13 protein-coding genes are annotated in these 12,052 nt (G+C 70.7%); 5 read left to right on the forward strand and 8 right to left on the reverse strand.

The window, feature by feature from the left end:
* The first annotated feature begins 27 nt into the window (after positions 1-27).
* From AB0D53_RS36165 to AB0D53_RS36175, 3 genes are all read left to right on the forward strand, one after another.
* On the forward strand, positions 28-1,017 hold the full coding sequence (locus AB0D53_RS36165) for a helix-turn-helix domain-containing protein (RefSeq protein WP_362453600.1): 990 nt from the start codon (positions 28-30) through the stop codon (positions 1,015-1,017).
* Between the two features lie 55 nt (positions 1,018-1,072).
* Positions 1,073-1,555, forward strand: coding sequence for a DUF456 domain-containing protein (locus tag AB0D53_RS36170; protein ID WP_362453602.1), 483 nt, complete (start codon positions 1,073-1,075; stop codon positions 1,553-1,555).
* 152 nt (positions 1,556-1,707) lie between these two features.
* Entirely contained in the window at positions 1,708-4,113 is a 2,406-nt protein-coding gene (locus tag AB0D53_RS36175) for a glycoside hydrolase family 95-like protein (protein ID WP_362453603.1), read from the forward strand.
* 6 nt (positions 4,114-4,119) lie between these two features.
* On the opposite strand, the gene AB0D53_RS36180 is transcribed toward AB0D53_RS36175, so the two are convergent.
* Both AB0D53_RS36180 and rsgA read right to left on the reverse strand, forming a co-directional pair.
* Complete coding sequence (locus AB0D53_RS36180; protein ID WP_362453640.1) at positions 4,120-5,472, reverse strand: AlkA N-terminal domain-containing protein; 1,353 nt, start codon at positions 5,470-5,472, stop codon at positions 4,120-4,122.
* 101 nt (positions 5,473-5,573) lie between these two features.
* Positions 5,574-6,746: a ribosome small subunit-dependent GTPase A gene (gene rsgA, locus AB0D53_RS36185; RefSeq protein WP_362453604.1), complete on the reverse strand. Its 1,173-nt coding sequence runs from the start codon at positions 6,744-6,746 to the stop codon at positions 5,574-5,576.
* Positions 6,747-7,121: 375 nt separating this feature from the next.
* On the opposite strand from rsgA, the gene AB0D53_RS36190 reads away from it, so the two are divergent.
* Positions 7,122-7,622: a DUF5949 family protein gene (locus AB0D53_RS36190; RefSeq protein ID WP_362453605.1), complete on the forward strand. Its 501-nt coding sequence runs from the start codon at positions 7,122-7,124 to the stop codon at positions 7,620-7,622.
* Positions 7,623-7,783: 161 nt separating this feature from the next.
* Here AB0D53_RS36190 and AB0D53_RS36195 read toward each other — a convergent pair whose 3' ends face one another.
* From AB0D53_RS36195 to AB0D53_RS36220, 6 genes are all read right to left on the reverse strand, one after another.
* A complete protein-coding gene (locus AB0D53_RS36195) occupies positions 7,784-8,194 on the reverse strand; it encodes a rodlin (protein ID WP_362453606.1) in 411 nt (136 codons plus the stop codon).
* A 119-nt stretch (positions 8,195-8,313) separates the two neighbouring features.
* Positions 8,314-8,514 (reverse strand): hypothetical protein, encoded by a 201-nt coding sequence (locus AB0D53_RS36200; protein WP_362453607.1) that lies wholly within the window; start codon positions 8,512-8,514, stop codon positions 8,314-8,316.
* Positions 8,515-8,777: 263 nt separating this feature from the next.
* The gene (locus tag AB0D53_RS36205) at positions 8,778-9,188 is read right to left on the reverse strand and encodes a rodlin (RefSeq protein ID WP_362453608.1); all 411 of its coding nucleotides are present in this window, start codon (positions 9,186-9,188) and stop codon (positions 8,778-8,780) included.
* A 186-nt stretch (positions 9,189-9,374) separates the two neighbouring features.
* A complete protein-coding gene (locus AB0D53_RS36210) occupies positions 9,375-9,665 on the reverse strand; it encodes a hypothetical protein (RefSeq protein ID WP_329819730.1) in 291 nt (96 codons plus the stop codon).
* A gap of 250 nt (positions 9,666-9,915) precedes the next feature.
* Complete coding sequence (locus AB0D53_RS36215) at positions 9,916-10,149, reverse strand: chaplin (protein ID WP_362453609.1); 234 nt, start codon at positions 10,147-10,149, stop codon at positions 9,916-9,918.
* Positions 10,150-10,455: 306 nt separating this feature from the next.
* Positions 10,456-10,857 (reverse strand): rodlin, encoded by a 402-nt coding sequence (locus AB0D53_RS36220; protein WP_362453610.1) that lies wholly within the window; start codon positions 10,855-10,857, stop codon positions 10,456-10,458.
* A gap of 532 nt (positions 10,858-11,389) precedes the next feature.
* Here AB0D53_RS36220 and AB0D53_RS36225 point away from each other — a divergent pair.
* Positions 11,390-12,052, forward strand: a 663-nt coding sequence (locus tag AB0D53_RS36225) for a chaplin (protein WP_362453611.1), incomplete at its 3' end; no start/stop codon positions are given.

The following is a 12,052-nucleotide window of genomic DNA, read 5'->3' on the forward strand; positions in this document are numbered from 1 at the left end:
ATCAGTGCGTCCAGGAGGGGGCCGGGGATGCTGGGAGCCATAGGTCTCGACGAGATACAGGAGTCGGCGTACCGCGCGCTCGTGGCGGTGGGAGCCGCGGAGGTCCCCGATCTCGCGCACCGGCTGGGCCTTCCCGAGCCGGACACCGAGCGGGCCCTGCGCAGGCTGGAGCAGCACGGCCTGGCCGCGCAGGCATCGGCCCGCACCGGACGCTGGGTGGCGGCGCCGCCGGGCGTGGCACTGGGGGCGTTGCTGACCCAGCAGCGCCATGAGCTGGAGCAGGCGGAGCTGGCGGCGGCGCTGCTCGCCGAGGAGTACCGGGCGGATGCCGCCGAACCGGCCGTGCACGATCTGGTCGAGGTGGTGACGGGGGCGAGCGCGGTGTCGCACCGCTTCCACCAGTTGCAGCTCGGTGCGGCGAGCGAGGTGTGCGCACTGGTCACCGGGAAGCCGATCGCCGTCAGCGGAATGGAGAACGAGGCCGAGGAGCGGGCCGCGACGCGCGGGGTGACGTACCGGGTGGTGGTCGAGCGCGAGACGCTCTCGATGCCGTTCGGGATCCTGGAGCTGTCGGCGGCGCTGAGCCGGAACGAGCAGTGCCGGGTCATCGACCGGGTGCCGACCAAGCTGGTCGTCGCGGACGGCGCCCTGGCGATGGTGCCACTGACCGGTCGCGGCGCCGAGCCGGCCGCCCTGGTGGTCCACGCCTCCGGGCTGCTGGAGTCGCTGATGGGACTCTTCGAGGCGGTGTGGCGCGAGGCGATGCCGCTCAGACTCGGGGAGAGCGGCGGGCCCCAGGAGGAGGTCACCGGCCCCGATCCGACGGACCTGGAGATCCTCTCGCTGCTGCTGGCCGGGCTGACGGACGCGAGCGTGGCCAAACAGCTGGAGCTGGGACTGCGGACCGTACAGCGGAGGGTGAAGGGCCTGATGGAGATGACGGGCGTCTCCACCCGGCTGCAGCTGGGCTGGCACGCGTACGAACGGGGCTGGGTGTCCCGCACGCCGCGGGCCTGAGCGGCCCCGCGGGCGCTGACGGGCGGGACCGGCCGGACTCCGGCAGGCTGGTCAGATGGGTGTGTGGCAACTCGTCGCCGTCGGCCTCGTCATGCTCCTCGGCCTGTTGGGCGTGCTGGTGCCGGGAGTGCCGGGCCAGGCGATCGTCTGGGCCGCCGTGCTGTGGTGGGCGCTGACCGACGTGACGCCGGTCGCCTGGGGGGTACTCATGGGTGCGACAGCGCTGCTGCTGCTGAACCAGGCGTTGAAGCCGCTGCTGCCGCCGCGCCGCCCGCACGAGACGGGGGCGCCGCGCAGGACGCTGATGCTCGGCGGGATCGGCGCGATCGTGGGCTTCTTCGTGGTGCCGGTGATCGGCGGAGCGGTGGGGTACGTGGGGGCCGTCTACGGGGCGGAGCGGCTGCGGCTCGGCAGCCGCGGGGCGGGCTGGGCCTCGGTGCGCTCGGTGATGCGGGCGACCGGCTACGCGGTGCTCGTGGAGCTCTACGCGTGCCTCCTGGTGGCGGGGGCCTGGCTGGGCGCGGTGATCTGGACCTGACCGCCACGCATCCCGCTGGACTGTGTCCAGATACACGGAAACACATCGGATCTCTGCGGCTCCATTGACGCAGCAATGCCCCGCGCCTACCTTCCCTCAAGGAATAGCTCGGATGAATTGAAGCGCCTGCGTACGAGTCGCCAGGAGATGCCTTGCCCACAGCACCGGACCCCTCCCGCACGCCCCGCACCGAAGCCTCGTCACCGTCCCCTTCCCGGCCGTCCCCCTCCCGGAGGACGGTCCTCGCCACCGGCACCGCGATCGGCGGCGCACTCGTGGCCGGTGGCACGGCCGCCCCGGCCTCGGCCGCCACCCCGGCGACACCGGCTCCCGCCGCCCCGTTGTCCACCACCGTGCACTCCCCCGGTGACAGCTGGCGCACGGTGCTCGACGACGCCGACCTCCTCTGGCAGAAGCTGCCGACGACCTGGTACGAGGGCCCGTACCTGGGCAACGGCCGCCTCGGATCCGGCATCTACGCGGAGCCCGGCGCCACCACCCGGGCCGTCCGCTTCAACGTCCAGCACTCCGAGGTCCAGGACCACCGCCCCGAGTTCGGTTCGCTCTTCGGTCTCGCGCGCCTCCCCATCGGCCACTTCACCCTGGAACCGGCCGGCACCATCACGGGCGTCGAGTGGTGGATGCGGCTGCGCACCGCCCAGCTCGAAGGCACGATCACCACGACCGCGGGCACTCTGAAGCTCCGCGCCCTCGTCCACTCCACCAGCGATCTGCTCGCCGTGGAGGTCACCCCGAGCGCGGGCGAGAGGGACTTCCGCTGGGTCTTCCACCCGGCCGAGGCGATCAGCCCGCGAGCCGCCTTCAAGCCCCTGCCGGACGGCTACACCGGCAACCCTCCCGCGGTGACCGAACAGCACGGCGACACCACCGCCGCCGTCCAGCCACTGCTCGCGGGCGGTCAGCACGTCACCGCCTGGCGAGAACGCACCAGGGGCGACAGCCGCACCCTGTACGTCACGGTCGCCCACTCCCACCCCGCGACAACGGCCCGCGACCGTGCGCTGCGTACCGTCAAGGCCGCTTCCGCGCTCCCGTACGGCCCGCTCGCCGCACCCCATCGCACCTGGTGGGACCGGTTCTACCGGAAGAGCTTCCTGTCCCTGCCCGACGCCCGGCTGCAGCGCTTCTACTGGATCCAGCTCTACAAGACCGCGTCCGCGGCCCGCAAGGACGCCCCGGTGATGGCCACCTCCGGCCCCTGGCTGGAGCCCACGCCCTGGCCCAACACCTGGTGGAACCTCAACGTCCAGCTGGAGTACTGGCTGATCCACGGCTCCAACCACCTGGAACTCGACGCGGTCACCCGGGCCCTGAGTGAATTCCGGGACCAGCTCTCGCGCGAGGTCGCCGCCCCCTACCGGGCCGACTCGGCCGGCATCCCCCGCACCACCGACCCCCAACTGGTCAACGGCGCCTCGGTCACCGACGGCGGCTACGGGGTCGGCATCCCCGGCCAGGACCCGCCCACCCCCGAGGTCGGCAATCTGACCTGGGCGCTGCACAACGTCTGGCTCTCCTACCGGCACACGATGGACGAGTCGATCCTGCGCGACACGCTGTTCCCGCTGCTGCGCAAGGCGGTCAACTACTACCTGCACTTCCTGACGCCCGGCACCGACGGCAGGCTGCACCTCCCGGCGACGTTCTCCCCCGAGTACGGCGTCAACGCCCCGGACTGCAACTACGACCTCATGCTGCTGCGCTGGGGCTGCCGCACCCTGCTGGAATCGGCCGGACAGCTCGACGTCCGCGACCCGCTGACGGCCCGCTGGCAGGAGGTCCTGGCCAGGCTCGCGCCCTACCCGGTCGACGCCGACGGGTTCATGATCGGCGCCGGGGTCCCGTTCGCGAAGTCGCACCGCCACTACTCGCACATGCTCGCGGTGTACCCGCTGTACGAGCTGACGGGCGCGACGGCCGGTGAGCGCGCCCTGATCGAGAAGTCCCTCGCCCACTGGGTGGGCTTCGAAGGCGCCCTGCAGGGCTACACCTTCACCGGCGCCGCTTCGATGTCCGCGCTGCTCGGCAAGGGCGAGGACGCGCTGAAGTACCTCGGGCAGCTGATGAGCCGCTTCATCCAGGCGAACACCATGTACAAGGAGTCGGGCCCGGTCATCGAGACCCCGCTCTCGGCGGCCCAGTCCCTGCACGACATGGTCTGCCAGTCGTGGGGCGGCACGATCAGGGTCTTCCCGGCGCTGCCGGCCGCCTGGCGCGAGCTGACCGTGCACGACTTCCGGACCCAGGGCGCGTTCCTGCTCAGCGCGGTGCGCGAGGAGGGCCGGACCCGCTGGGTGCGGCTGACCAGCGAAGCCGGCGCACCCTGCGTCGTACGCCACGGCATCGACGGGCCGGTGGAGATCCGGGACCGGCACGGACGGCCGCTCGCTCACGAGGAGACGGCCGGGGGCACGGTACGCATCCGCCTGCGCAAGGGCGAATCGGCGCTGATCACGGCGCGGGGCGACCGCCCCGACCTGACCGTCCGCCCGGTGCCGGCGAACGCACCCGCGCCGCGCTGGGGCCTGCCTGCCTGACCCCGCTCACAACAGCGCGAGGTGGCGCAGCCCGTACGAACGCCAGGGCCGCCACCGCTCCGCCTCGGGCCGCCCGTCCGGATCCACGTCCGGGTCACCGAGGGCACGCATCCTGATGAGCGCCGCGGCTGCCGGGCCGATCCCCGGCAGCCGCAGCAGCGCCTGCTCGGCCTCGTCGCGGTCGGCCCCGGCGTCGAGCCGTACGTCCCCGTCGGCCAGCGCGCCCGCCAGTGCCCGCAGCTCCGGACCGTCCGCCGCACCGGCCAGCGCACCCGGCTCCGGGAACACATGCGTCAGCCCGCCGCAGGGCACGTCCAGCACCTTCCCGTACGTCTCCACCAGCCGCTCCGCCGCCTCCCGGCCGACCAGCGTCCGTACGGCGAACTCCTCCGGGTCCGCGGCACCGGGCGAACGCAGCCCCGGACGGGCGGCGACGCCCGGCGCGAGGAGCGGGTCGGAGCCGAGCCGCTCGTCGACGGCGTACGGATCGGCGTCCAGGTCGAAGAGCCGCCGCAGCCGCTGTACCGCCGTCGTCAGGTCCCGCAGGTCCGTGAGGTGGATCCGGGCGTCCAGCCAGGACCCGGCGGACCGCTCGTCGACGGCCACGATGCCCGTGCCGTACGGAAGACGCAGGGTGCGCCGGTAGGTCCGGGCCCCGGCCGCACCGCTGACCTCCTCGATCCGGGCGACCGTCTCGGTGGCCAGGAGATCGAAGACCTCGCGGGCGGCGTACGGCCCCCGGTGGGCGAGCCGCAGCGGGATCCCGGTGGTCCGCGCCTCGCGGACCGCCGCTCCCAGCCCCGTACCGGCCTCGGCCCGCAGCGCCCTCGGCGTACGGGCGTAGATCTGCCGGATCGTGTCGTTGAACTGGCGCACACTGGCGAAGCCCGACGCGAAGGCGATCTCCGTCACGGGCAGCCCGGTCGTCTGGAGCAGCACGCGTGCGGTGTGGGCCCGCTGGGCGCGGGCCAGCGCGACCGGACCGGCGCCCAGCTCCGCGTTGAGCTGCCGCTGCACCTGACGTGAGCTGTAGCCGAGCCGGTGGGCGAGACCGGGCACGCCCTCCCGGTCGACCACACCGTCGCCGATCATCCGCATGGCGCGGCCCACGACATCGGCCCGGACGTTCCAGTCGGCCGAGCCCGGCACGGCGTCGGGGCGGCAGCGCCGGCAGGCCCGGAAGCCGTTGCCCTGCGCGGCGGCCGCGGTCGGGTAGAAGCGGACGTTCTGCCGCTTGGGCGTGACGGCGGGGCAGCTCGGCCGGCAGTAGATGCCGGTCGTTTCGACCGCGAAGAAGAAGACCCCGTCGAAACGCGCGTCGCGGCTGCTCACCGCCTCGTATCTGGTCCGTTCGTCCATCACACCGTCCAGTGTGCGGCACCCGCCGGTGCCGAACTGGCGGTTTTCGGACGTGGACCGGCGGCCCGCGGCCAAGGCGGCCGCGGGCCGGGAAACCGCCCCTACCGGAACCGGCCGCGCTTGGCGTCCATCGCGGCCCGGCCCTCGGCGCCCTTGCGCTTCCAGCCGCGCAGGATCTCCGAGCGCACCCGGGCGTCGGTCTTGGCGGCGATGCGCTGGTTCTCGCGCAGCAGCTTGCGGAAGCTGTCGAGGCGCCGTTCGTGCAGCGAGCCGTCCTCGATCGCGGCGAGCACCGCGCACCCGGGCTCCGACTCGTGGGCGCAGTCGTGGAAGCGGCACTGCTCGGCCAGTTCCTCGATCTCGGAGAAGACCTGGCCGACGCCGGCCTCCGCGTCCCAGAGCCCGACCCCGCGCAGTCCGGGGGTGTCGATCAGCACGCCCCCGGAGGGCAGGAGCAGCAGATTGCGGGTGGTCGTGGTGTGCCGGCCCTTGCCGTCGACATCACGCGCGGCCTGCACCTCCATCGCGTCATGGCCGAGCAGGGTGTTGGCGAGGGTCGACTTGCCCGCACCCGACGCCCCGAGCAGCACGCTCGTGCCGCCCGAGACGACGGCGGAGAAGACATCGATCCCCTCCCCGGTGGCGGAGCTGACGGTCAGCACCTGCACACCGGGCGCGACGCCCTCGATGTCCTGGACGAGGTACGACAGGGTGGCCGCGTCCGGCACGAGGTCGGCCTTGGTCAGCACAACGATCGGCTCGGCCACGCCGTCACCGGCCGGTCCGCCGTCCCGCAGCAGCGCGGCGCCGCTGGAGCTGGACATGGCGAGCGCGAGAAAGCGCTCCACCCGCCCCAGGTCGAACTCGACCGCGAGCGAGAGGCAGATGACGATGTGGTCCACGTTGGTGGCGAGCACCTGGCCCTCGGAGCGCTGCGAGGACGTCGAGCGGACGAAGGCGGTACGCCGCGGCAGCAGCGTCCGTACGAACTGCGGATCACCGTCGGGGTCGACGGCGACCCAGTCGCCCGTGCAGACGATCCGCATCGGATCGCGCGGGACGACGAGGGCGGTGTCGGCGCGGAGTGTGCCGTTCGGGGTGACGACATCGCACTGGCCGCGGTCCACCCGCACCACGCGTCCGGGCAGCAGACCCTGCTCGGCGTACGGTGCGAATGCGGCCGCCCAGGCGTCGTCCCAGCCGTACGGGGACAGCGGATGCGACGCGGACGGGCCCTGAAGAGACGAAACGGACGGAAAAGACGGGAAAGACAAGGGAAACCCTTCAAAGGGGTGGCCCCGGCAACGCGCACACGGGCGCGGAGAGTTACGGAGTAGGTCAGCCGGCGACCACGGGGGTGGGAACGATGCTCTTCGAGTTGTGGGCAGCGCCCATCGCAGCGACAGTCATCACGATCCTCACCTCCTGGTTCAAGCACGGGACCGACAGCGGTGGTTGATCCACGCCGTCCGGAACAGTGGACACCCTAGTCCGTCCACGCCGGGCGGCTCAACACATTTGATCGAGGCCGTTTCCAGCCCTCGGGCGGAGACGATTCGGGCCACGTCCACCGGAGATATCCGGCTATCTCCCTCGATCAGGTGATACACATGCACAACGACCGGTCCGTGGCCGTTATGGTGCCGAGCATGACCACACCCCAGACCCCCACCGGCACGTTCACACAAGCCCAGTTGGGCACGATCACACTGATCGGATGGAGCGGCGAACACCCCGCCGACGGCCACGACGTCGCCTTCCTTCTCGTCTACTCGCTGGGCGACGGTACGGACGGCCCCGCGGCCGGCGAGGCCGCCATGCGCGTGGCCCTGGACCGCAGTGGACTCCCCGTCGGCAGCGGTCCGGTGTACGCCGCCGAGAACCCGGGCCTCCCCGTGAAGCTGCTCGTCCAGGCCGGCCAGGCGGTCCTGACGATGCCGCACTTCACGGCGCAGTACCCCGCACCGCCCGAGTGGCTGGCGGCGGCCGGCCGGCGGGGCGAGGTGCACGCGATGTTCGCCACCCGCCCGTGGCCCCAGGGAGCACCGGGCCGGCCGGTGAGCGAGGAACTGCTGCGGTCCTTCGCGGCCGACCCCGAGGTCATCACGACCGCCGCCCACTGCGTCCTTCCGGTGCGCAGCCTGGGCTGACCCGCCCCGGAACGCCGGATGCCCACCGCCCCCCGTGGTGCGGTGGGCATCCTCATGCGTGGAGCCCTGAGGCGGTGCCCCGGATCCTGCTGTGCGGCGCTGCGCGCCTCGGTGCGGGCGGCCGCGGGACGGATCCCCGGGCAGCCCGCACGTCAGGCACGTCAGTCGTTGGCGATGCCGTTGCCCGAGAGCACCGGGATGTCGTCGACGAGGTGCGACAGCGGCTCGTCGCCCTTGGCCTGGGTGGAGTTCTCGGCGCACTGCTGGTTCTGCGGCGAGGACAGCACGTTGACGTCCTGGACCGCGACCGGCACCAGCAGACCGACGAGCGAACCGGCGTTGGCCTTGAGCGGCAGACCGACGCAGGCCTTGTTCAGCGTGCCCTGGACGAGCTGGACCTGCGGGCTGCCGTCGCCCCGGGTCACGCTGTTGCCGAACTCGTCCACGGCGCCGTTGCCGTTGACCGACGTGGTGCCCCCGTCATTGCCGATCGCCATGGCCGCGGGGGCCGCTGCGGCGGACAGACCGACCAGGGACACGGCCACTGCTGCGCCGGCCATCATCTTCTTCATCACGCTTCACCTTTCGGAGCGTCCCGTTGTGGAACGTACTGATCAACCCGCTACGGAAGCGTCGGTTCCGCAGTACCACTCAAACGGGTTCGATCCGGCATGAGTTCGACCATCTTCGGTCACCCGTCGACAGCCTCGCCGGAGGTGCGGGCCGCCGGGACCCGGCTTCCCGCGCACGGCCGCTCGGGCCCTGCGGGCGGGGCCGGATCCGGGCTGCCGTGGGCCGCCCGCCACTCGGCGAGCAGCCGGTCGTAGATGGGTGTGCCGTCCTGTGCGTGCTGCTGCCGGTCGCGGGGGTGCTGACTGTCGTACTGGTCCATGAGTGGCCCCTACCCGGTGCGGCGGGTGACGTCTTCCGGCACTACGGCAACCGGCCCAGTCCGCCCGCCCCTTCGAGGGGCCCGTGCCGGGCCGGACACACCGGTGGGGCCGGCGCATCCGGGCGGCCGGGGAACCGGCTGCCGTGCGGATGTGCCGACCCCACGGGTGTTTCGGTACTGCGTACAGACGGGCGCGAAGCTGCCCGCGGTGCGCTCCCTGCCGGTTCGGACAACCGGCGAGGAGCACCCGGAGCGGTACGGCCCTAGTTGTTGCCGGCGCCGTTGCCGGACAGGATCGGGATGTCGTCCAGGATGTGCGAGAGGGCCTCGTCACCCTTGGCCTGGGTGGAGTTCTCGGTGCACTGCTGGTTCTGCGGCGAGGCCAGGACGTTGATGTCCTGGACCGAGATCGGAATGGCCCCGAGGACCGAACCGACGTTGGCCTTGGCCGGCAGCGCGATGCAGGGCTTGTTGAGCGAGCCCTGGATCAGCGCGAACTGCGGGCTCCAGTCGCCGTGGGTGGCGGAGTTGCCGTACGACTGGATGGCGTCGTTGCCGTTGACCGACGTCGTGCCACCGTCGTTGCCGATGGCCATGGCCTGCGGGGCGATCGCGGCGGAGACGCCGACGATCGAGGCAGCGACGGCTGCCGAGGCCATAATCTTCTTGATCATGAAATTGCCCTTCTGGGGTTTTCTGTTGCCCGCCTGTCCGGAGCGCCCTGATCAACTCACGACAACGGGGATGGTTGTGCCGATTCACTCGAACGGTGCTTTTACGTTCGGTTGTTCGCCGAATTCGCCGCACCGGAGGAATGGGAATGGCCGGGGACCGGCGGGAAACTGCCGCAGCGCGACGGATCAGCCGCCGAGCGGCAGGCCGCCCATGAGCGGGGCCGCGCCCTTGGCGGCGCCGGTGGCCTGGCCGGCCAGCTTGGTGACGGTGCCGTTCTTCTGTACCGATTCCGCGGCGCCGCCGACCGTGTCGACGACCGGGTCGACGGCCTGCGGGGCGCTCTCCACCACCTGGTTGACGCCTCCGTTGAGGCTGAAGTTGGGGGCCGTGGCGTTGGTGACGGCGAAGGCGGGAGCAGCCGTTCCGAGAGCAACCACGGAACCGGCAACGAACGCAGCAGTCTTCGCGTACTTCACTTTCGGGTTCCCTTCTGCAGCGGCATCTGTTTCGGTCGCGCACCCGCGCCGCACGAGCCTTCTTTAGCCGTGCCTTCTGCCGCTTTCACCCTGGGTAACGATGCGGTTGCGACACGGCAACTGGACGGCGTTGCTTTTTCTGCGGGACCACCCGATCGAATGCCGGAGGAGAAAGGGGGAAGGCCCCGGACCGCATCGAATGCGGTCCGGGGCCTTCCGGACATGAGCGTTCCGCCCGTCCGACCAGAGGTCAGACGTTGCCGCAGTTGGCGCCGAAAGCGGGGTTGAGCAGGCCGACCACGTCGACGGTGTTGCCGCACAGGTTGACCGGAACGTGGACCGGGACCTGGATGTCGTTGCCGGACACCACGCCCGGGGAGAAAGCAGCGCCGCCCTCGGCACCGGAGTCGGCGAAAGCGGGCGCGGCAGCGCCCATCGCCATCAGGGTTCCGGCGGCGATGGCGGCAACCTTGGTGTACTTCACGTTGTTCCCTTTCTTTGACGGAGTCCGGAGCGGCAACGTCTTTCGTGCCGCACGAGCGCGATCCTGCTCACTCGTAACTCCGTCGGTGTAATTCGTAACGATTTCAGACGGTATTCGAAACTCTTCCGGCAGAAGATTTTTGAAAGACCGCCCGAACGATGCAACATCGATCACCCGATGTCACCGGAAAGGTCTTCCGACCATCCGATGTGCCGGTTCCGGGGGACGACAGCAACAGGCCCGGGCCGCGCGGAGGAGGAACGCCTGCGGCCCGGGCCTGTCGTCTACGGCTGGATCAGCTGCGGATCAGCTGTTGCCGGCGCCGTTGCCGGAGAGCACCGGGATGCCGTCCAGGATGTGCGACAGCGGCTCGTCGCCCTTGGCCTGGGTGGAGTTCTCGGTGCACTGCTGGTTCTGCGGCGAGGACAGCACGTTGACGTCCTGGACCGCGACCGGGATCAGGCCGATGAGCGAGCCGACGTTGGCCTTGGCCGGCAGGCCGATGCACGGCTTGTTCAGGCTGCCCTGGACCAGACCGAACTGAGGGCTGCCGTCACCGTGGGTCTCGGCGTTGCCGAACGACTGCGAGGCTCCGTTGCCGTTGACCGAGGTCGTACCGCCGTCGTTACCGATGGCCATGGCCTGCGTCGCGCCCAGACCGAGGATGGAGGCGGCAACGGCACCCGTAGCCAGAACCTTCTTGATCACGATTAACCCTTCTCGTACTGGATGCCCCGTACCGGAGCCCCCTGACCAACTCGTGACCGGGCGTTTGGTTCTCTCCATTCACCCGAATGCCAGAGGCGTACGTACGGCCGTGCGAAACAGCACTCCAGGAGCACACCGGACGGAAACGGCCCGACCGACCGCATCCCGACGCCCGGCGACCCTTTTTCGCCGCGCAGCAAAACGAACGCACGTACACGTCGCCGGGGCCCGAACAGGCATATATATGTCGCCCATTCGAGTGATCACAGAATTTCCACGACCTGTCGAGTTTCCTCAACAATTTCTCCTCGTTATGAGTGACACAGGCGTGCAGGTTCGGGCGCTTGACCGGCAGAAGCGCGGAACCCCACATGAAACACATGTCTTCACGGTCTCCGCGCTTTCCGTAACCGCCGCTGGCCGAGTCACGCACGGGCACCGCCGGAGTCGTCTCCCGGCAGTGCTCGCACCGACCTGATGAATGAACTGCGAGCGTTCTGCTCGCACGGAATGTCCTAAGAAGGGGCAATCGATGCGAAAAGCCTTGAGTAAGAGCGTGCTGGTGATGGCGGCGGCGTCAGGGATCCTGACCTCAGCCGGTGGATACGCTTTCGCGGATGCCTCCGCCGACGGCGCGGCCGTCGGTTCGCCCGGCGTCGGCTCGGGCAACAACGTGCAGGTCCCGGTGCACGTGCCGGTCGATGTCTGCGGCAACACCGTCGATGTCATCGGGCTGCTGAACCCCGCGTTCGGCAACAAGTGCGCGAACGAGGACGGCCAGGGCGGCGGAAGCCAGGAGGCGAGCGCCGAGGGCGGCGCGGTCGGCTCCCCCGGGGTGCTGTCCGGCAACAACGTCCAGGCTCCGGTGGACGTTCCGGTCGATGTCTGCGGCAACACCGTCGACGTCGTCGGGCTGCTGAACCCCGCGTTCGGCAACGAGTGCGGCAACGAGTCCGGCGGGAACGAGACTCCGCCGCCGGCCCAACCGCCGCACGAGCCGCCGACGCACCACAAGCCGCCGACGCACCACAAGCCGGACTGCCCGCCCGACCACCACAAGCCGCCGGTTCACCACAAGCCGCCGACGCACCACAAGCCCCCGACGCACCACAAGCCGGACTGCCCGCCCAACCACCACAAGCCGCCGGTTCACCACAAGCCGCCGACGCACCACAAGCCCCCGACGCACCACAAT

This window comes from Streptomyces sp. NPDC048295 (assembly GCF_040652135.1).
Taxonomy (GTDB): domain Bacteria; phylum Actinomycetota; class Actinomycetes; order Streptomycetales; family Streptomycetaceae; genus Streptomyces.